Below are 18,913 nucleotides of genomic sequence, written 5' to 3'. Positions count from 1 at the left end.
AATTCCGATAGCGTCCGCTCTTCGACCTGCTACCATGGCAGTGTGATGTTGCGCGTGTCCCCGATTTTCTAATGCGCCTTGATACGCGCCCCTCCGGTCCGGGACTGTCCCATTTTCTAAGGCGCCGGTCGTCGCTTCCGGCATGGGCGGACTTCGCGTGGCGCGTGGCGCTGATACTGGTGCTGATAGCCATCGTGCTGCTCATCCACTGGATCGACCGCGATGGATTGAAGGACAATCTCGACAATCACATCAGCTTCATTGACGTCCTGTATTTCACGACCGTCACCGTCACGACCGTCGGCTACGGCGACATTGTGCCCATCAGCCCGCAGACGCGCCTGTTCGAGACTTTCATCGTCACGCCGATCCGCCTGTTCGTCTGGCTGATCTTCCTCGGCACGGCGTACAGCTTCTTCCTTCGCAACACGCTTTACAGGTGGCGCATGGCCCGCATCCAACAAGCACTGAACAACCACATCATTGTCGCCGGTTTCGGGACGAGCAACAGCGAGGCCGTGCGCGAACTCATCGCCCGTGGCCACGATCCGCATGAGATCGTCGTCATCGACAGCAACGATACCGCGCTTGCCGAAGCCGAAGCGCTGGGGTGCAATATCCTGTGCGGCGACGCGACGCGTGACCGCACCCTGACCGACGTTCGCATAGATCGCGCCTGCTCCATGGTCGTGTCGGCGGGACGGGACGATGCGTCCATCCTGATAACTCTGACGGCACGCCACCTCGCGCCGGACATTCCGATCAGCATCGTCGTGCGCAACGAAGACAATGAGCTTCCCGCGCGACAAGCGGGGGCCACTACCGTCATTAACCCCGTCAGCTTCGCCGGACTGCTGCTCGCCAGTAGCTGCACCGGCCACCACATCGCGCACTATATGGCGGACCTTGCAGCGGCGGGCGGCGGCGTAAAGCTTTCGGAACGGTCTGTCACGTCAGAGGAAGTCGGCAAACCATTGCAAGCCGTGTCGACGGGCATCGCCGTGCGGATTTACCGCGACGGCCGCCCAGTCGGCTATTGGGAGTCAGGCGCGCAGGCGTTGCAGGCTGGCGATCAGATCGTGGAAATCGTGCCTGGGCTGGACCGGTAATCAGGCATTGACTTCGACCCAATCCGCCTGCGGGATGCCCTGCGCATAAAGCAGCACGCTCAAGTCGCCATGCACGATCTCTGCATCCGCGGCGGCGCGTGCCTTCGCCTTAGCATGGTAAGCCACCCCTAGCCCGGCAGCCTCGATCATCGGTATGTCATTAGCGCCATCGCCGACCGCCAGCGTCTCCTCGCGCGCCAGGCCAAGCTGCGCCATGGCCGCTCCCAACTCGAACCGTTTGCGAGACGCGTCGACGATGGGGCTTTGCACAGTGCCCGTGAGCTTACCATCGGCAATCTCGAGCACATTGGCCACCGCCGTATCGAAGCCGATTTCCGCCGCCACCGGCCCGGTAAACCGCGTGAAGCCACCCGACACCAGTATCGCCCGCGCACCGCGCGACCGCATCGTCCCGATCAGCGCCTTCGCGCCCGGCATGATCTTGACGCGCTCGGTCCGACACTGGTCGATCACCGCGTCGTCCAGTCCTTTCAGCAGGGCCACCCGCGCGCGCAACGCCGCTTTGAAATCAAGCTCGCCCTGCATGGCGCGCTCGGTGATTTCCGCCACCTGCGCCTTGATCCCGGCGAAATCCGCCAGTTCGTCGATGCACTCGACAGTAATCATCGTCGAATCCATGTCCGCAACGATCAGCTTCTTTTGACGCGAAGCGACCGGCTGCACGATCACGTCGATCCCTGATCCAACGCCGGACAAGGCACCCCGCGCCGCTAGGGGATCGGCAGTAAAAAACAGGTCGAACGCCTTCTCTGCCTCGATCCACTGGCTGTCTCCGGGCGCGCAGCCCACCGCCGACAGCCGATCCCGCGCTTCTGCAATATCCCCCTGCCCGATCGCGGCGCTTGCCACTAAGGTCGCAACGAACATGGACACTCCCAATATCAGAACCGGCGAATCCCGCCCGCCGCTGGCGCTTATTGCCGGGCCGACCGCCAGCGGCAAGAGCGCGCTCGCCATTGCGCTCGCCGAGCGGGCCGATGGCGTCGTCATCAATTGCGACGCGAGCCAGGTCTATCGTGATCTCGCGATCCTGTCCGCCCGCCCCTCGCCCGAAGAAATGGCGCGCGTACCACACCGCCTCTTCGGCCACATCGACGGAGCGGAGGCCTGTTCCGCTCCCCGGTGGGCGGCAGAAGCCAAAGCGGAGATCGCCAGCGCCCACGCGGCAGGCAAGCTACCGATATTAGTGGGCGGCACGGGGCTTTATATACGAACACTGCTGGACGGCATTGCCCCTGTCCCCGATATCGACCCGGAGATTCGCATGGCAGTTCGGGCGATGCCGGTCGCCGATGCCTATGCCGCTCTAGGCCGGGAAGATCCCGAAGCGGCACAGCGCCTCGCCCCCGCCGACACCACGCGCGTCGCCCGTGCGCTGGAGGTCGTGCGATCCACAGGCCGCCCGATCAGCGCGTGGCAGGCGGATAAGGTAGGTGGCATCGGCAAGGATATCGCTTTGCGTCCGCTGATCCTGCTGCCCCCGCGTGATTGGCTACTCGATCGATGCGACGCTCGCTTTGAGGCCATGGTTGCGCACGGCGCGGCCGACGAAGTACGCGCGATCTTGACTAGGAAGTTGATGCCTGAATTGCCTGTCATGCGCGCAATTGGCGTTCGCGAAGTGGCAGCCTGGATGTCGAGCGAAATAGATCGCGAAACCATGCTTGAGCGCGGGCGGCTGGCAACGCGGCAATATGCCAAGCGGCAATATACCTGGTTCTCCAATCAGCCCCCTCCCAACTGGACACGGGCAAGAGAAGCAATCGATAATAATATTACAGACAATGTTATAACTTTATTACAATAAAAGCTGTTGACATGGCACTTTATAACACATAGAGGCCCTTCCGTAACGTGCACTTGTCATCCCGTCAGGACTGGCCCATGGCGCACATTCACAGCAGACAGGAGATTTCACGTGGCCGACTTCCAGGCCGTTGCGCAGGCTGAATATGGCGCGGGCAATCCCGAGCCGGAAAAACAGCGGGAGCGCAGTGGCGCCGACATCTTGTGCGAATGTCTGGTCGATCTGGGTGTGGAAGTCGTATTCGGCTATCCCGGCGGCGCAGTGCTGCCCATTTACGATGCGCTCTATGCGCATCCGAAGATCAAGCACATCCTCGTCCGTCATGAGCAAGCTGCGACCCATGCCGCCGAAGGCTATGCGCGTTCCACCGGCAAGCCCGGCGTCGTCCTCGTCACATCCGGCCCCGGCGCGACGAACGCTATCACCGGCATCACCGATGCGCTGATGGACTCCATTCCAATGGTCGTCATCACGGGCCAGGTCGCCACGCATCTGATCGGCACGGACGCCTTTCAGGAAGCGGACACCGTCGGCCTGACGCGGCACTGCACCAAACACAACTATTTGGTGAAGTCGCCGATCAAGCTCGCCCACATCATCCATGAAGCGTTCCACATCGCTACGTCAGGGCGTCCCGGCCCCGTCGTGATCGACATCCCCAAGGACGTTCAGGTCGCGACTGCGCCCTATGGCCGCCCGGAGCCTGTCGAGCATCCAAGCTATCGCCCTGAGTTCAAGGCCGAAACGCGCGTGATCGAAGCCGCTGTGGACATGCTGATGGCGGCGGAACGCCCCATCCTCTACACTGGCGGCGGCATTATCAATTCGGGACCGCATGCGTCCGAATTGCTGCGTGAATTAGCGGAGATGACCGGCGCGCCCGTCACCTCGACGTTGATGGGTCTTGGCGCGTATCCGGCATCTGGCAAGCAGTGGCTCGGCATGCTCGGCATGCACGGCACCTACGAAGCCAATTTCACGATGAACAAGGCGGACCTGATTCTCTGCCTCGGCGCACGCTTCGACGATCGCGTGACCGGTCGCATCGACGCCTTCTCGCCTGACAGCAAGAAAATCCACGTCGATATCGACCGAAGCTCGGTCAACAAGAACATCATCGCCGATCTGGCAGTCATCGGCGACGTTGGCAGCGTCATGGCCGACATGATCGCCCTGCTGAAGAAGCGCGGTTACGCCAAGCCGGATTTCTCCGAATGGTGGGCGCGGATCGAAGGCTGGCGCGCACGCCGCAGCCTCGATTATGTCGAGACCGGCGACGAGATCATGCCGCAGCGCGCGATTGCGGACCTCTATGCCGCGACGCGCGGGCGGGATGTCGTCATCACGACCGAAGTCGGCCAGCATCAGATGTGGGCGGCGCAGCACTTCCACTTCGACGATCCGAACAAGTGGCTGACCTCCGGCGGCCTTGGCACCATGGGCTATGGCCTGCCCGCAGCGATCGGCGCGCAACTCGGCAATCCCGATGCGCTGGTCATCGACATCGCGGGCGACGCTTCGATCCAGATGAACATTCAGGAACTGGGCACCGCGACGCAATATCGTCTGCCGGTCAAGATCTTCATCCTGAACAACGAATATATGGGCATGGTCCGGCAATGGCAGGAACTGACCTATGAAAGCCGCTATTCGGAAAGCTACAGCGACAGTCTGCCCGACTTCGTGAAGCTCGCCGAAGCCTATGGCTGGACCGCGCTGCGGATCGAAACGCATGACGAATTGGCGGCGGGCATCCGGAAAATGATCGATACGCCCGGCCCCGTGCTGGTCGACTGCCGCGTGGCGAAGCTGTCGAACTGTTTCCCGATGATACCATCGGGTGCGGCGCATATCGACATGCTGCTTGATCCGACAATGGTTTCGGGCACGATGGACGACGAAGCGAAGGCCCTCGTCTGAAAGCCATCATGTGACCAGCCATCTGAAGCTCGCGATCCACATCACCGAACCATGGGATTTTGAACGCAAGACAGGCGTCCAGGAACTCGGCGGGTGGAGCGTCGATCACGAAGATGAGGCGAATGCGGAATGGGAGATCATATTAGACGAGGGCTTTGATTATCACGGGCGGCGCTTTGCGCGGTTGCTGGTAAGCCCCCGTTATGTCGGCGAACACCTCTCCCGTATCTTCGATGCGGTAGTAGGTTTCCCCGTCAGGATTGCCCATCGCAGCGGCGATGGCGGCTGGCATTTCGCCTTTGCGGGTATGCTCTCCGTCAAACGCCATTACGAAGACAAAGACGATAAAGAAGAGACGATCTGATGCACATCACCGAGGAACAGAGCGAACGGCACGTCCTCTCGCTCACCGTCGCCAACGAAGCGGGCATCCTCGCGCGAATTGCGGGAATGTTCACCGCGCGCGGCTATAATATCGAGAGCCTGACGGTCGCGGACATCACGCAGGACCATTCGATCAGCCGCATCACGATCGTGACGGCCGGCCCGCCGCGCGTGATCGACCAGATCATCGCGCAGCTCGACCGGCTGGTTCCCGTGCACCGGGTCGTCGATCTCACCGAAGCTGGCCCTTATGTGGAGCGCGAACTCGCGCTCGTGAAAGTTGCGGGCACCGGCGATCATCGCATCGAAGCACTGCGCCTCGCCGAAGTGTTCCGCGCCAAGGTGGTCGACACGACCATCGAAAGCTTCATCTTCGAGATCACCGGCACGACCGAAAAGATCGACACCTTTGCAGGATTAATGCGGCAGATCGGCCTGGTGGAGATCGGCCGCACTGGCGTCGTGGGCCTGATCCGGGGCAAGGACGCCATCTAAAATCCGCCCGTTCGGGCATCAACTTCACACTATTGTTTCAGCTTAAGAGGGAAGACACTTACCATGCGCGTTTATTATGATCGTGATGCGGACATCGGCCTGATCAAGGGCAAGAAGATCGCCATCGTCGGCTATGGCAGCCAGGGTCACGCCCATGCGCAGAACCTGCGCGACAGCGGCGTCACCGAAGTCGCGATCGCGCTACGTCCCGGCTCGGCCACCGCGAAGAAGGCCGAAGGCGCAGGCTTCAAGGTGATGAGCAACGCCGAAGCCGCCGCATGGGCCGACATCGTCATGATCCTGGCGCCGGACGAGCATCAGGCCGCGATCTATGCGGACGATCTGCACGCCAATATGAAGCAGGGCGCGGCGCTTGCTTTCGCCCATGGCCTTAACGTTCACTTCGGCCTGATCGAGCCGCGCGCCGACCTCGACGTCTTCATGATCGCGCCCAAGGGTCCGGGCCACACCGTCCGTAGCGAATATGTACGCGGCGGCGGCGTTCCCTGCCTGATCGCCATCGCGCAGGATTCGACCGGCAATGCGCATGACGTTGCGCTGTCCTATGCCTCTGCCGTAGGCGGCGGGCGCTCGGGCGTTATCGAAACGACGTTCCGGGAAGAGTGCGAAACCGACCTGTTCGGCGAGCAGGCCGTTCTGTGCGGCGGCTTGACTCACCTGATCCAGGCCGGTTTCGAAACGCTGACGGAAGCGGGCTATGCGCCTGAAATGGCCTATTTCGAATGCCTCCACGAAGTGAAGCTGATCGTCGACCTGATGTATGAAGGCGGCATCGCCAACATGCGCTATTCGATCAGCAACACCGCCGAATATGGCGACATCCACACCGGCCCCCGCATCATCACCGACGAGACCAAGAAGGAAATGAAGCGCGTTCTGGAAGACATTCAGGCCGGACGCTTCGTGAAGCGCTTCATCCTCGACAACCGTGCAGGCCAGCCCGAACTGAAGGCCAGCCGCAAGCTCGCCGCTGCGCATCCGATCGAAAAGACGGGCGCAGAACTCCGCGCGATGATGCCATGGATTGGCGCGAACAAGCTGGTGGACAAGGAAAAGAACTGACCCTGTGTTGAAACGCTGAGTTGCCGTTCAACTCCGTTTTGCAACTGGAATGTTTCGGGGACGTCGCCTATTCAGGGCGGCGTCCTTTTTGTTTTAAACTGGAGATGGCCATGCACAAGTCCCTGCTTCCCGCCGCCGCCTTACTTGCCCTGCTTGGCAGCGCCGCCGTTGTCGCTCAAAGCGCGCCCGCAAAGCCCGGTTCCCCCAACCCCGCGCTGGTGACCGCCGGCAACTACACTGTTGAATCCAGCCACACGCAAATCCTGTTTGCCTACGATCACATGGGCTTCAGCAACAATATGGGCCTGATTTCGGCGCCCACCGGCACGCTGGCGCTCGACCCGAAGAACCCCGCCGCTGCCAAGGTTTCGATCACGGTTCCGATTGCCAATTTGAAGACCGGCATCCCCAAGCTGGACGAGCATCTGATGAAGCCGGACTTCTTCGACAGCGCCAAATTCCCGACGGCGACTTTCGTGTCCACGTCGGTAAAGGTCGAAGGCACGACTGCGGACATTAGCGGCAATCTGACTATCAAGGGCATCACAAAGCCCGTCGTTCTGGACGCGACCTTCTATGGCGCGGGCAAGGGCGTGCTGCAGATGGGCGGCAAGGAAAATGTCGGTTTCAATGCCACCACCATGATAAAGCGCAGCGACTTTGGCATGGGCTATGGCGTGCCGATGGTGGGCGACGAGATCGAGTTGAAGATCACCGCCGCGTTCCAGAAGGAATAAGCGATTCGGGGGAGACGTTGGAACGGCTCTCCCCCTCTCTCTCCGGCATAATGGGCAGTCGATTACGAGCGTCTGCGAAACAATTTCGCGCCTCGACAAAAACGGCTGGACCTTTTTAACCACTTGCCGTTAAAAGCGCCTCATCATGCAGCGCGCGCTTCTACCCCTGCTACGACTTACACGCCCTTAGGCGTGTTTTTTGCGTTGCCTTTCGCATGAAAGCAGCAACCAGCGCCTAAGGGCTTCCATCGCAAATGTCGCAGACCAAGGCGAAGCGTCACGACGCCGCCATATGAAGAAGTGCCAAATTCCATGATGCTGACCGATCCTTCACAAAAGTACCGCCCGTTTCCGCAAGTTGACTTGCCCGACCGGCAATGGCCGGGCCGCACCATCACGCACGCGCCGCGCTGGCTCTCCACCGATCTGCGCGACGGCAATCAGGCGCTGATCGATCCGATGAACGCGGAGAAGAAACAGCGCTTTTTCGACCTGCTGCTGCGCGTGGGCGTCAAGGAAATCGAAGTCGGCTTCCCCTCGGCCGGAGCCACCGAGTTCGACTTCATCAGCGGCCTCGTCCGTTCGGGCAAAATCCCTGATGATGTGACGATTCAGGTTCTGACGCAGGCACGTCGCGATCTGATCGAGAAGAGCTTCGAAAGCCTGCAAGGCGCGCGCTCCGCGATCGTGCACGTCTACAACGCCGTGTCGCCTGCGTGGCGTCGCATCGTCTTCGGTATGGAGCGCAGCGAGATCAAGCAGATCGCCATCGACGCCGCCAAGATCCTGCGCGACGAAGCCGCCAAGCAACCGAACACCGACTGGCATTTCGAATATTCGCCGGAGACCTTCTCCACCGCCGAACTCGATTTCAGCCTTGAATGTTGCGAGGCGGTGATGGACATCCTCCAGCCGACGGCCGACAAGCCGCTGATCCTGAACCTGCCCGCTACGGTCGAAGCCGCCTCCCCCAATATCTACGCCGATCAGATCGAATGGATGTGCAAGAACATCAGCAAGCGCGATCATGTCGTGATCTCGCTGCATCCGCATAACGACCGCGGCACTGGCGTCGCCGCTGCCGAACTGGGCCTGATGGCGGGCGCGGATCGTGTCGAGGGCTGCCTGTTCGGCAATGGCGAGCGCACCGGCAATGTCGATCTGGTGACGCTGGGCCTCAATCTCTATACGCAGGGCGTGCGGCCGGAACTGGACTTCTCGGATATCGACGACGTTATCCAGACAGTCGAATATTGCAATCAGTTGCCCGTGCATCCCCGCCATCCCTATGCAGGGGAACTGGTGTTCACTGCCTTCTCCGGCAGTCATCAGGACGCGATCAAGAAGGGCTTCGCCGCGCAGGAAACGCGCAATGACGAGATTTGGGACGTTCCCTATCTGCCGATCGATCCCGCCGATCTTGGCCGCAGCTACGAAGCGGTCATCCGCGTCAATTCGCAGTCCGGTAAGGGCGGCGTTGCGTGGGTCTTGCAGCAGGATAAGGGCCTGAAGCTCCCCAAGCGCATGCAGGCCGACTTCAGCCGCGTAGTGCAGGAGGTGGCCGACAATACCAGCCGCGAATTGGTCGCGGCCGACATCTGGCAGGCATTTGAGAAGCACTATGCCCTGGGCTCCGGCCAGCCTTACAAGCTGATCGACTATCACGAAACTGGCGCTGCGGGTGATCGCGTGTTCGTCGGCAAGATCGGCCATGAGGGCGGGGAGCGTAGCATTTCCGGACGCGGCAATGGCCTTATCTCGGGCGTTCTGTGTGCGTTGCGTGACGAATTAGGCATCGACCTGGATGTCGTGGACTACAGTGAACATGCGATCGGCGTCGGGTCCAACGTTAACGCCGCCGCCTATGTTGAATGCCGGACGCCCGATGGCGTTACCGTTTTTGGTGTGGGCATGGACACCGACGTCGCCACGGCATCGGTGCAGGCGGTATTGTCAGCCGCGAACGGCCTGGCAGCGCGGCGACACTGACCTTTCGCCAAGCGCTTAGATTTCGACCTGGCTGCCCAATTCGACCACACGGTTGGTGGGCAGCCGGAAGAACTCCATCGCGCTTTCTGCGTTTCGCAGCATCCACGCGAATATCTTCTCGCGCCAGATCGGCATACCTGGACGTGCGGATGGCAACAGGGTTTGGCGCGCGAGGAAGAAGCTCGTTTCCATCATCTTGAACGCCTGCCCGCACTGGGTGACGTTCTTGAGCGCCAATGGCACGTCAGGCTCCTGCATGAAGCCATAATGTAGAACCAAGCGGAAAAAGCCCCTGCCCAAATCCTCTAGTTTAGCGCGCTTTTCCTCCTGCACGACCGGCACACCGATGATCTTGACCGTCAGCAAGACGACGCGCTCATGCAACACCTTGTTGTGCTTGAGGTTGTGGAGCAGCGCGTGCGGCACGCCATCGGGCGTCGATGTCATGAACACCGCAGTCCCTGGCACGCGCACGGCGCTGTTGGCGGCGGACGCGATGAACACAGGAATTGGCATAGCCGACTCGCGCATCCGTTCGATCATCAACTGCCGCCCGCGCGACCATGTGGTGAGCAGCGTGAAAACCACAAAGCCAATCAACAGCGGGAACCAGCCGCCTGCCGGGATTTTGGTCAGGTTGGCCGCCAGATACGCGCCATCGACGATATAGAATACCGACAATAGCAACACTGCCCACCCCCGGTTCCACTTCCACAGGCGGAAGATCAATACCGTGAGCAGCACGTTGTCGATGAACATCGCTCCAGTCACCGCAATGCCGTAAGCCGCCGTCAGATTGGACGATGTGCGGAAGCTCAACACAAGCAGGATCACCATAATCATCAGGCCCCAATTGATAATGGGGATGTAGATTTGTCCAGCGGTCGACGCGCTGGTGTGGGCTATCCGAAGGCGCGGCATGAAGCCGAGTTGGATCGCCTGCTGCGTCACTGAAAATGCCCCCGAAATCACCGCCTGCGACGCAATGATCGCTGCCAATGTCGCTATGCCGATAAGGGGAAGTTGCAGCCACTGCGGCGCTAGATTGTAGAAGGGGCTAATGAGCGCATCATGCCCTTCCCGGAACAGCAGCGCGCCCTGCCCCATATAATTAAGCATCAGTGCAGGCAGGACGAAGAACAGCCATGAGATGCGAATAGGATTGCGTCCGAAATGTCCCATGTCGGCATAAAGAGCCTCGGCCCCAGTTACCGCCAGCACAACCGATCCCAGCGCCAGGAAGGCAGGCAGGGGATCGGTAACGAAAAACATCAGCGCCCAATAGGGGTTGAACGCAACCAATATGCCCGGCGTCTGCCAGATGCTGAGTACGCCTAGCGTAGCGATTACGGCAAAATATAGCAGCATGATCGGGCCGAACATGGTCGCAACCCGATTGGTCCCGGCGCTCTGAATCCAGAACAGTCCGACCAGGATTACGACCGCCGCAGGCAGGATCAAGGGGCTTAGCGCATGATTGTAAACGGCCAAGCCCTCCACGGCGGATAGCACCGAAACCGCAGGCGTAATCATCGAATCGCCGTAGAACAGCGCCGTAGCGAAAACGCCCAGCAATACGATGCCCGAGGACCAGCGACGGGTCTTCGTCTGCCCGCTAATAAGCGCGAGCAGAGCTAGGCTACCTCCCTCGCCCTTGTTGTCGGCGCGCATGATGATCGACACATATTTCAGCGTCACGACCAGCATCATAGACCAGAACATCAGGCTAATGGCGCCAAGGATGTGATCTGGATCGAGCGTCAGCTTGTGGTGCCCCGCAAATGTCTCGCGGAAAGCGTAAAGCGGGCTGGTGCCGATGTCCCCGAACACGATACCGATCGCGCCCACCACCAGCTTGGCCGTAGCGCCCTGCTGCCCATGACCCTCATGCACGTCGACATCTTGCGCGCCATCTGTCGGCATGTCGGCACCCACAGCCGGGGGATCGATCCCAGTGTCAGCCATGAAGCAATGCAGTGAATGTCATGATGATGTGTGTCCGGCACATGGGATGGCACAACGCCGTCGGCCCGATCTGCGCGCCGCGCCTATCACGCACTGTCATACAGTGCAACACGCGCCACTGTGGAGAAGGAATGTCATTGACCGCCCGTACGACTATCGATCGTGGCGAGATTTTGTTCCAGTTCGCCGCGCAACTTGCTGCCTTTTGGCAGGCGCTCGGCAAGTGGCCCCCAAATCTGTCGCGCGCTATCAAGCTGCCCTGACTGCGCCAGCGCCAATCCATAGAAATAGGGTGCGGCGGGCGCCTGAGGGTTTATCGCCATCGCACGGCGGAACGCAAACTCCGCCGAGGGGGAGATTATCCCGCTGCCATGAGCGACCAGTGCATTGCCCAGCCCCAGCCACAGGTTCGGGTCTTTGGGCTCCTGGCGCACGGCGGCAACGAGCACATTCGCCGCCTCCTGCGTCTTACCCTGCCGACCAAGGCCGTCGGACAGGATCAGCCATTGTCCGGCCTTGCCGAAACGCTCCGCCATGCCGCGACGCTGCTCCGCCAGATCCTCATTGAAAGGCACGGCCCGATCGGTGACGGTGCGAGGCGCCCCGGCTAATCCGGGCGACCCCTGCCACGCATATCCCGCAACGCCGCACAAGATCGCCGCACCGAGCAGTTCCCATGTGGTGCGCGGCACCCGTCCCGGCCCTACCAGTGCGGCGAAGCTGACCACAGCTATCGAAAAGGCAATCACCCAGCTAATCATGACGCTCCCTTCCCCCGCCTGATGCGCCCGCGCATCAGCCAGAAGCCGAGCGCCAGCAGAATGAGAGGCGCGGCCCACAGCGGCCACAGGATCGGGGCGGCCGTCGGCTCATAACTCACCCAATCGCCATAGCGATCGATCAGCCACGCGCGGATATGCTCCGCGTCCTCGCCAGCGGCAATGCGCTCCCGGATTTGCGAGCGCATGTCGCTCGCCATGCTTGCATTGCTGTCCGCGATGGACTGGCTCTGGCAGGTGAGACAGCGGATCGTCAGCATCAGGTCGCGGGCTTTGGCCTCCTGACGCGGGTCATCCAGCTGGCGGTCCGCATAAGGGGCAGGCGGCAAGGCAGACTGCGCGGCCAGCGGCGTCGCGAACAGCATCAACAGCAGAGCGAGAACCGCTTTCATTGCCCCGCCTCCGCCAGCTTCTGCAACAGCAACGGCACGTCCTCTTCGCGGATGTCGCCGATATGCTGGTGGACGATGGTGCCTTTGCCGTCGATCACGAACGTCTCCGGAACGCCCGATGATCCCATCGCAATCTGCAAGCTGCTGCGAGCGTCCAGACCGATGCGCGTGTAAGGATTGCCCCAGCGTTTCAGGAAGCGGTCAACGTCAGGCCGCGCATCGCGGATCGCGACCGCGTCGATCTCCGCCCCCGCCTGCTTCAGCGCCATCAATTGCGGGGACTCCGCCGCACAGGGCACGCACCAGCTTGCAAAGATATTGAGAAGGCGCGGCTTGCCCGTTGCGAGATCAGCATTGGACAAAGGCGGTCGATCGCTCGCCGCTGCGGGAAGAGCGAATTGGGGGATCGGCTTCCCGATCATCTTCGACGTGATGAGCCGGTCGTCCGGCTTCAGCAAGCCGCTGGCGAACAAGGCGAAGAACGCCAGGAACAAGCCCAGCGGCAGCCAGATCGCCCAGCGACTCACGCGACTGCCTCACGCCGCCGCAACTTCTGGAGCCACCCACGCCGCTCCCGCCCGATGAGCGAAAGCGCCCCGCCGAACGCAATCATGATGCCGCCCAGCCAGATCAGCGTCACGAACGGCTTCCACCAGATCCGCACCTGCCAGCGGCCATCCTCCGTCTCCTGACCCAGGACGACGTAGAGTTGTCCATCCCATCGCGTAAGCAACGCCGCCTCGGTTGTGTTTGTGGGCGGCGTCGTGAAGAAGCGCGCCTGCGGATGAATGTCCACGGCAGCGCCACCGCCGCGCGACACTGTCATGTCGCCTTGCAGGGCCGTCCAGTTATCGCCCGCGATGGGCCTGATGTCGTCGAACCGCAGGGTCCAACCTGCCGTTTGGATCGTATCCCCAGGCCGCGCCGCGACCAGTTTTTCGACCGTAAAGGCCGAATCCGCCGCCATGCCCGCCAGACTCACCGCGCAACCCAGATGGGCTACCACCATGCCGAATGTGAAAAGGGGCGTGCGGCGCAGATTGCGCTTCCACAACGGCGCGAGGCTTCCGACCGCGACACCGGCAGAAATGACGAGGCCGAGGAAAGGCAACACGCCGATCCGCCCCCACGCCAGCACGCTCACCAGGGAGAGCGCCAGAAGCAGCACCACGGCCGGAAGCAGCAGCCGCCGCGCCACGGCACGCGCCTGATCCTTGCGCCAACGCGTCAGCGGCCCGGCGGCCATCGCGATCACGAGCGCCAGAGCAATCGGCCCAGCGATCCGGTCGAAATAAGGCGGCCCCACCGACACCTTATGTCCGAAGGCTTCGGTCATCAGAGGATAGAGCGTACCGATCAGGACGAGTCCCAATATTACCGAGAGCAGCAGATTGTTGACGACCAGCATCGTCTCGCGGCTGACCAACTCGAACTGTGCGCCTTCCCGAACCGTACCGATCCGAAGCCCGAACAGCGCCAGCGCCCCGCCGATATACAGCGCTAGCAGTCCGAGAATGAACGTCCCCCGCTCCGGGTCCACAGCGAAGGCGTGGACGCTGGTCAGAATGCCTGAGCGGACGAGGAAAGTGCCGACCATCGACATGGAGAATGCCACCACCGCCAGCATGATCGTCCACGCGCGCAAGGCGTCGCGAGTCGCAAGCACGGTGACGCTGTGCAGCAACGCCGTCGCCGCCAGCCACGGCATCAGCGATGCATTCTCGACCGGATCCCAGAACCACCAGCCGCCCCAGCCGAGTTCATAATAGGCCCAGTAACTTCCCGCCGTGATCCCCAGAGTCAGCAAAATCCACGCTGCCAGAACCCATGGCCGCATTGCCCGCGCGAACGTGGCGTCCACATTGCGGGTCATCAACGCGCCCACGGCAAAGGAGAACGCCACCGACAGGCCAACGTAGCCCAGGTAAAGCGTGGGCGGATGGAAAGCGAGGCCTGGGTCTTGCAGCAGCGGGTTAAGCCCCTGCCCGTCCGCCGGCGCCGGATTGATCCGTGCGAAGGGATTCGAAGAGAACAGCAGGAACGCATAAAACCCAAGGCTGATTAGCGCCTGCGCGCCCAGCGTCGCCATATGCGTATCGCGCCGCAGCGCCCGCTCGAACAGCGCCACCGCCGCGCCGGCGATTCCCATCACCATCACCCACAACAGCATGGAGCCTTCGTGATTGCCCCATGTGCCTGCAAATTTGTAGAGCCAGGGCTTGGCCGAATGGCTGTTCGTCGCGACCAGAGCCACTGACATGTCCGAGCGCAGGAAAAGCGTCACGAGCAACAGGAAGGAGAGTGCCGTCAACAATCCCTGCACCACGGCGACGGGCCGGACGGCGGCAAGAAGGTCGCCCTTGTCCGTGAGGCCGAAGTAGACGAGGCTCAGTTGCAGGAACGCCAGCGCAGCGGCGAGCCAGAGCGCGGCTAAACCGGCCTCGGCGATCATGGCTTTGCCGCCGGAACGGGCTTGGCCGTCAACTCGTGCGACTTCTCGTCATATTTCATGCCGTCCAGTTCCCGCGGCATATACCGCTCGTCATGTTTCGCGAGCAAGTTGGTCGCTACAAAAGATCCACGCGCATCGAAAGCGCCTTCGGCAACCACGCCGCTGCCTTCCTTGAACAGGTCGGGCGCGATCCCACTGAAGGTCGCGGGTACAGTCGCCTTGTTGTCCGTCACGTTGAACTGGATCGTTACGCCATCGGCAGCACGCTTCAAGCTACCCTTGACGACCATACCGCCCAGCCGAATGGCTTTACCCGGCTCGACATGCTTCGTCAGCGCATCATGGGGCGTGTAGAAATAAGCCGCCTCGTCGCGCAACGCCGAAGCCGCAAGCAGACCCGCCCCGATCAACGCAGCGAGCGCGACCAAAGCAAGGATCAGCCGCTGATGTTTGGCTTTCATGATGGTCGCCACGCCTTCAGCGATCCCGCTTCAACGCATCGGCGCGGCGCTCGGCAGCGATCATCGCGCGCAGGCTCGCCACCGACAATCCGGCAGCCCCGACAAGGGTCAGCGCGTAGGCGGCGATAATGAAAGGCCAGGGGTTCATCGTGAAATCAACCACGCGCCAGCCGCTGCATCCGCGCTTCGACTTTCGTCTCCGCCAATATCGCTCGCATTCGCATCAGCACGATGGCCGCGAACCACAAAGTGAAACCTATCAGCGTGAAGCCGAGTGGCCACAGGATCGATCCGTCGATCGTCGATCCGGTCAAAGTGATGCTCGGTCCCTGATGCAGGCTGTTCCACCAGACGACCGAGCGATTGATGATCGGGATGTTGACGGCCCCGACCAGCCCGAAGATCGCCGTTACCCGGCTGACGCCGCCCGCGCCGTTGTTCACGGCGCTGGCGTTGGCGAGTGCGATATAGCCGAGGTACAGGAAGAGCAGCACGAGCATCGAGGTCATCCGCCCGTCCCATTCCCACCAAGTGCCCCATGTCGGGCGGCCCCAAATCGAGCCAGTGATGAGGCAGATCGCGGTGAACAGCGCTCCGGGCACTGCTATGGCGCGCCCGGCGATTGCCGCCAGCGGATGCCGCCAGACGAGTTGCATTAGGGCAGCGATCGCGATCCCGCTCCATCCGCCCATCCCGAGCCACGCCGCGGGCACGTGGATATAGAGAATGCGCACCGTTTCACCCTGAAGATAATCGGCAGGCGTCAGGAACAATCCGCACGCGCAACCCGCCAGAAGCAGGACGATGCCGATCCAGAACAGCCAGGGCGTCAGCGGCCGCGCTATGGACAGGAATCGGGCTGGATTGGCGAAAGCATGCATGCCCGGCGTCTTTAGCTGCGCACATGGGTTAAGACCAGTGGCCTTGACGTTGCGACGAACCTCCAACGCTTTTTTATGACATAGGTTGTAACAGGAGGCGACAAATCGGACTCGAGCCCCTATATGCGCGGCAGACGATGCCCCATGGGGCTCCACGCTTTGGCAGCGGACCCAACAGCACATGCTTACCACGAACCCCTTCGATGACGACAAGTTGCGGGAGGAATGCGGCGTATTCGGCATTTCCGGCGCAGAATCAGCTTCGGCGATTGTCGCTCTTGGCCTCCACGCACTTCAGCATCGCGGCCAGGAAGCGGCCGGGATCACCAGCTGGGACGGTCACGATTTCCATACGCACCGGGCTATGGGCCATGTGGCAGGAAATTTCGATCGGGACGAAGTGATTCGCGCACTGCCTGGCGAGGCCGCCTGTGGTCACGTCCGATACTCGACCAGCGGCGAAACCTCGTTGCGCAATGTGCAGCCGCTCTATGCCGATCTGGCGTCGGGAGGCTTTGCCGTTGCGCATAACGGCAATATCTCCAACGCGTTTAAGCTCCGTCGCGATCTGGTGCGGCGCGGATCGATCTTCCAGTCGACGTCGGACACCGAGGTCATCATCCATCTGGTCGCAACATCGACGTACCGGACCTTGCTCGACAAGTTCATCGATGCGTTGAAGCAGGTCGAGGGCGCGTACTCCCTCATCTGCATGACGCCGGAGGGCATGATCGCCTGCCGCGACCCGCTCGGCATTCGTCCCCTCGTCATGGGCATGCTCGGCGACTCCCCGATTTTCGCGTCTGAGACGGTGGCGCTCGATGTGGTCGGGGCGGAATATGTCCGCTCCATCGATCCGGGCGAACTGGTGATCGTCACTAATGGCGGCGAGATTCGCAGCCATCGGCCCTTTGGCGAAGTGTCGCCGCGGCCCTGTATTTTCGAACATGTCTATTTCTCGCGCCCAGATTCGATTGTCGAAGGCAGCAGCGTCTATTCGGTTCGCAAGGCGATCGGCGCGCAGTTGGCCATCGAGAACCCGGTGGACGCGGACTATGTCATCCCCGTGCCCGACAGCGGCGTGCCTGCCGCCATCGGCTACGCGCAGCAGTCCGGCATTCCGTTCGAGTTGGGTATCATCCGCTCGCACTATGTCGGCCGGACCTTCATCCAGCCGAGCGATAAGGTTCGTCATCTTGGCGTAAAGCTCAAGCACAATGCCAATCGCGCGCTCATCCAGGGCAAGCGGATCGTCCTCATCGACGACTCGATCGTGCGCGGCACCACCAGCCTCAAGATCGTGCAGATGATGCGCGAAGCCGGCGCCGCCGAAGTCCATATGCGCATCGCCAGCCCGCCGACGAAGCATAGCTGTTACTATGGCGTCGACACGCCCGAGCGCACGAAGCTGCTCGCGCATAAGCTGGACGTGCCGGGGATGCAGGATTTCATCCATGCCGACAGCCTGTCGTTCCTGTCGATCGACGGCCTCTACAAGGCATTGGGTCAGGCTAAACGCGCGGACATCCGCCCCCAATATTGCGACGCCTGCTTTACGGGCGATTATCCGACGACACTCACGGATCAGGACGAAGCCGCCGTTCGCGACCAGTTCGAGTTGCTTGCCGAGCGCGTCGTCTAACCACTATCATCCCCCATGCGATGACTGGTTGAGCGTCCTTGCGATCGCTCGACCCCTAGTTGAGAAGAGATCATGACCACCCTGCCCCTCACCGGAAAGCTAGCCGTCGTCACTGGCGCAAGTCGCGGCATTGGCGCGGCCACGGCGGAGGCATTGGGCAAGGCAGGCGCGCATGTCGTGCTGACGGCGCGCACCACCGGCGGACTTGAAGAGGTCGAGGATAAAATCCACAACGCAGGCGGCAGCGCCACGATCGCGCCACTCGACCTTACTGACGGCGAAAGCATTGGAAGACTGGCGGCGGCCGTTAGCGAGCGTTGGGGGGCGCTGGATTATCTGGTGCTGAACGCAGCGACATTGGGAAGCCTCGCCGCGGTGCAGGCGATTGATCCCAAGGAGTTCGCCAAACTGCTGACGCTCAACGTGGGCGCGCAGCAGGCATTGATCGCGGCCTTCGATCCGCTCCTTCGCACCAGCAGCGACGCGCGCGTGATCGTCATAACCAGCTCGGTCGGTACGACGGTTCGGCCCTATTGGGGCGCTTACGGCGCTTCAAAGGCGGCGCTGGAAGTTCTCGTCAATGCCTATGGCGAGGAAGTGAAGAACATCTCCGCCATCCGCACGCATATCGTGGACCCCGGTGCCACGCGCACGGCAATGCGCGCAAGGGCATTTCCGGGCGAAGATCCCGCCACGCTCAAAGGACCGGAAACCGTTGCCGAAGCGATACTGGCGCTGGTGCAGGAAGACGCCCCAACGGGGCACCGCATACGCGTAGGCTAATCGGCGGGCGTCG

19 protein-coding genes are annotated in these 18,913 nt (G+C 61.6%); 10 read left to right on the top strand and 9 right to left on the bottom strand.

What is annotated here, in order from left to right:
• Positions 1-71: 71 nt before the first annotated feature.
• Positions 72-1,109, top strand: coding sequence for a potassium channel family protein (locus C1T17_RS09830; protein WP_104953294.1), 1,038 nt, complete (start codon positions 72-74; stop codon positions 1,107-1,109).
• Here the strand turns inward: C1T17_RS09830 and serB are convergent, their stop codons facing one another.
• Positions 1,110-1,997, bottom strand: coding sequence for a phosphoserine phosphatase SerB (gene serB, locus C1T17_RS09825; protein ID WP_104953293.1), 888 nt, complete (start codon positions 1,995-1,997; stop codon positions 1,110-1,112). It lies immediately after the preceding gene.
• Between serB and miaA the strand changes: the two genes are divergently transcribed.
• The 7 genes from miaA (at position 1,996) to leuA (ending at position 9,545) form a co-directional block, all read left to right on the top strand.
• The gene (gene miaA, locus C1T17_RS09820) at positions 1,996-2,937 is read left to right on the top strand and encodes a tRNA (adenosine(37)-N6)-dimethylallyltransferase MiaA (protein ID WP_104953292.1); all 942 of its coding nucleotides are present in this window, start codon (positions 1,996-1,998) and stop codon (positions 2,935-2,937) included. The two genes, serB and miaA, sit on opposite strands and share 2 nt — an antisense overlap.
• A 111-nt stretch (positions 2,938-3,048) precedes the next feature.
• Positions 3,049-4,857 carry an acetolactate synthase 3 large subunit gene (locus C1T17_RS09815; RefSeq protein WP_104953291.1) on the top strand — a complete coding sequence of 603 codons (1,809 nt, stop codon included), beginning with the start codon at positions 3,049-3,051 and terminating at the stop codon, positions 4,855-4,857.
• A 10-nt stretch (positions 4,858-4,867) separates the two neighbouring features.
• Positions 4,868-5,221, top strand: coding sequence for a hypothetical protein (locus C1T17_RS09810; protein ID WP_104953290.1), 354 nt, complete (start codon positions 4,868-4,870; stop codon positions 5,219-5,221).
• Positions 5,221-5,736 carry an acetolactate synthase small subunit gene (ilvN, locus tag C1T17_RS09805; protein ID WP_104953289.1) on the top strand — a complete coding sequence of 172 codons (516 nt, stop codon included), beginning with the start codon at positions 5,221-5,223 and terminating at the stop codon, positions 5,734-5,736. Before C1T17_RS09810 ends, ilvN begins: the two co-directional genes overlap by 1 nt.
• A gap of 63 nt (positions 5,737-5,799) precedes the next feature.
• On the top strand, positions 5,800-6,819 hold the full coding sequence (gene ilvC / locus C1T17_RS09800) for a ketol-acid reductoisomerase (protein ID WP_104953288.1): 1,020 nt from the start codon (positions 5,800-5,802) through the stop codon (positions 6,817-6,819).
• A 110-nt stretch (positions 6,820-6,929) separates the two neighbouring features.
• Positions 6,930-7,556, top strand: coding sequence for a YceI family protein (locus C1T17_RS09795; protein WP_104953287.1), 627 nt, complete (start codon positions 6,930-6,932; stop codon positions 7,554-7,556).
• Between the two features lie 312 nt (positions 7,557-7,868).
• Positions 7,869-9,545 (top strand): 2-isopropylmalate synthase, encoded by a 1,677-nt coding sequence (leuA, locus tag C1T17_RS09790; protein WP_104953286.1) that lies wholly within the window; start codon positions 7,869-7,871, stop codon positions 9,543-9,545.
• A gap of 15 nt (positions 9,546-9,560) precedes the next feature.
• On the opposite strand, the gene C1T17_RS09785 is transcribed toward leuA, so the two are convergent.
• The 8 genes from C1T17_RS09785 to ccmC form a co-directional block, all read right to left on the bottom strand.
• A complete protein-coding gene (locus C1T17_RS09785; protein WP_104955126.1) occupies positions 9,561-11,468 on the bottom strand; it encodes a potassium transporter Kup in 1,908 nt (635 codons plus the stop codon).
• 176 nt (positions 11,469-11,644) lie between these two features.
• Positions 11,645-12,271 (bottom strand): tetratricopeptide repeat protein, encoded by a 627-nt coding sequence (locus C1T17_RS09780; RefSeq protein WP_104953285.1) that lies wholly within the window; start codon positions 12,269-12,271, stop codon positions 11,645-11,647.
• Complete coding sequence (locus tag C1T17_RS09775; protein ID WP_104953284.1) at positions 12,268-12,681, bottom strand: cytochrome c-type biogenesis protein CcmH; 414 nt, start codon at positions 12,679-12,681, stop codon at positions 12,268-12,270. Before C1T17_RS09775 ends, C1T17_RS09780 begins: the two co-directional genes overlap by 4 nt.
• Complete coding sequence (locus C1T17_RS09770; protein ID WP_189338567.1) at positions 12,678-13,208, bottom strand: DsbE family thiol:disulfide interchange protein; 531 nt, start codon at positions 13,206-13,208, stop codon at positions 12,678-12,680. Before C1T17_RS09770 ends, C1T17_RS09775 begins: the two co-directional genes overlap by 4 nt.
• Positions 13,205-15,133: a heme lyase CcmF/NrfE family subunit gene (locus C1T17_RS09765; protein ID WP_104953283.1), complete on the bottom strand. Its 1,929-nt coding sequence runs from the start codon at positions 15,131-15,133 to the stop codon at positions 13,205-13,207. Before C1T17_RS09765 ends, C1T17_RS09770 begins: the two co-directional genes overlap by 4 nt.
• On the bottom strand, positions 15,130-15,594 hold the full coding sequence (gene ccmE / locus C1T17_RS09760; protein WP_104953282.1) for a cytochrome c maturation protein CcmE: 465 nt from the start codon (positions 15,592-15,594) through the stop codon (positions 15,130-15,132). Before ccmE ends, C1T17_RS09765 begins: the two co-directional genes overlap by 4 nt.
• A 16-nt stretch (positions 15,595-15,610) precedes the next feature.
• Positions 15,611-15,757, bottom strand: coding sequence for a hypothetical protein (locus C1T17_RS21305; RefSeq protein ID WP_189338618.1), 147 nt, complete (start codon positions 15,755-15,757; stop codon positions 15,611-15,613).
• Entirely contained in the window at positions 15,750-16,475 is a 726-nt protein-coding gene (ccmC, locus tag C1T17_RS09755; RefSeq protein ID WP_104953281.1) for a heme ABC transporter permease CcmC, read from the bottom strand. The genes C1T17_RS21305 and ccmC overlap by 8 nt, the downstream gene beginning before the upstream one ends.
• Before the next feature lie 181 nt (positions 16,476-16,656).
• Between ccmC and purF the strand changes: the two genes are divergently transcribed.
• Complete coding sequence (purF, locus tag C1T17_RS09750) at positions 16,657-18,117, top strand: amidophosphoribosyltransferase (RefSeq protein ID WP_104953280.1); 1,461 nt, start codon at positions 16,657-16,659, stop codon at positions 18,115-18,117.
• A gap of 72 nt (positions 18,118-18,189) precedes the next feature.
• On the top strand, positions 18,190-18,900 hold the full coding sequence (locus C1T17_RS09745) for an SDR family NAD(P)-dependent oxidoreductase (protein ID WP_189338566.1): 711 nt from the start codon (positions 18,190-18,192) through the stop codon (positions 18,898-18,900).
• The last annotated feature ends 13 nt before the right edge of the window (positions 18,901-18,913 follow it).

It is taken from the genome of Sphingobium sp. SCG-1, from assembly GCF_002953135.1.
GTDB lineage: Bacteria > Pseudomonadota > Alphaproteobacteria > Sphingomonadales > Sphingomonadaceae > Sphingobium.
Note: the sequence above shows the minus strand (reverse complement) of the source record. Positions and strands in the feature narration are given on the sequence as shown.

What these genes read in the sequence shown, in the direction of transcription:
- ilvC (WP_104953288.1), top strand. Translation starts at nt 5,800, where the DNA reads ATGCGCGTTTATTATGATCGTGATGCGGACATCGGCCTGATCAAGGGC.
- leuA (WP_104953286.1), top strand. Translation starts at nt 7,869, where the DNA reads ATGATGCTGACCGATCCTTCACAAAAGTACCGCCCGTTTCCGCAAGTT.
- C1T17_RS09830 (WP_104953294.1), top strand. Translation starts at nt 72, where the DNA reads ATGCGCCTTGATACGCGCCCCTCCGGTCCGGGACTGTCCCATTTTCTA.
- C1T17_RS09795 (WP_104953287.1), top strand. Translation starts at nt 6,930, where the DNA reads ATGCACAAGTCCCTGCTTCCCGCCGCCGCCTTACTTGCCCTGCTTGGC.
- ilvN (WP_104953289.1), top strand. Translation starts at nt 5,221, where the DNA reads ATGCACATCACCGAGGAACAGAGCGAACGGCACGTCCTCTCGCTCACC.
- ccmC (WP_104953281.1), bottom strand. Translation starts at nt 16,475, where the DNA reads ATGCATGCTTTCGCCAATCCAGCCCGATTCCTGTCCATAGCGCGGCCG.
- C1T17_RS09745 (WP_189338566.1), top strand. Translation starts at nt 18,190, where the DNA reads ATGACCACCCTGCCCCTCACCGGAAAGCTAGCCGTCGTCACTGGCGCA.
- C1T17_RS09775 (WP_104953284.1), bottom strand. Translation starts at nt 12,681, where the DNA reads ATGAAAGCGGTTCTCGCTCTGCTGTTGATGCTGTTCGCGACGCCGCTG.
- serB (WP_104953293.1), bottom strand. Translation starts at nt 1,997, where the DNA reads ATGTTCGTTGCGACCTTAGTGGCAAGCGCCGCGATCGGGCAGGGGGAT.
- C1T17_RS09780 (WP_104953285.1), bottom strand. Translation starts at nt 12,271, where the DNA reads ATGATTAGCTGGGTGATTGCCTTTTCGATAGCTGTGGTCAGCTTCGCC.
- purF (WP_104953280.1), top strand. Translation starts at nt 16,657, where the DNA reads ATGCTTACCACGAACCCCTTCGATGACGACAAGTTGCGGGAGGAATGC.
- ccmE (WP_104953282.1), bottom strand. Translation starts at nt 15,594, where the DNA reads ATGAAAGCCAAACATCAGCGGCTGATCCTTGCTTTGGTCGCGCTCGCT.
- miaA (WP_104953292.1), top strand. Translation starts at nt 1,996, where the DNA reads ATGGACACTCCCAATATCAGAACCGGCGAATCCCGCCCGCCGCTGGCG.
- C1T17_RS09785 (WP_104955126.1), bottom strand. Translation starts at nt 11,468, where the DNA reads ATGCCGACAGATGGCGCGCAAGATGTCGACGTGCATGAGGGTCATGGG.
- C1T17_RS09765 (WP_104953283.1), bottom strand. Translation starts at nt 15,133, where the DNA reads ATGATCGCCGAGGCCGGTTTAGCCGCGCTCTGGCTCGCCGCTGCGCTG.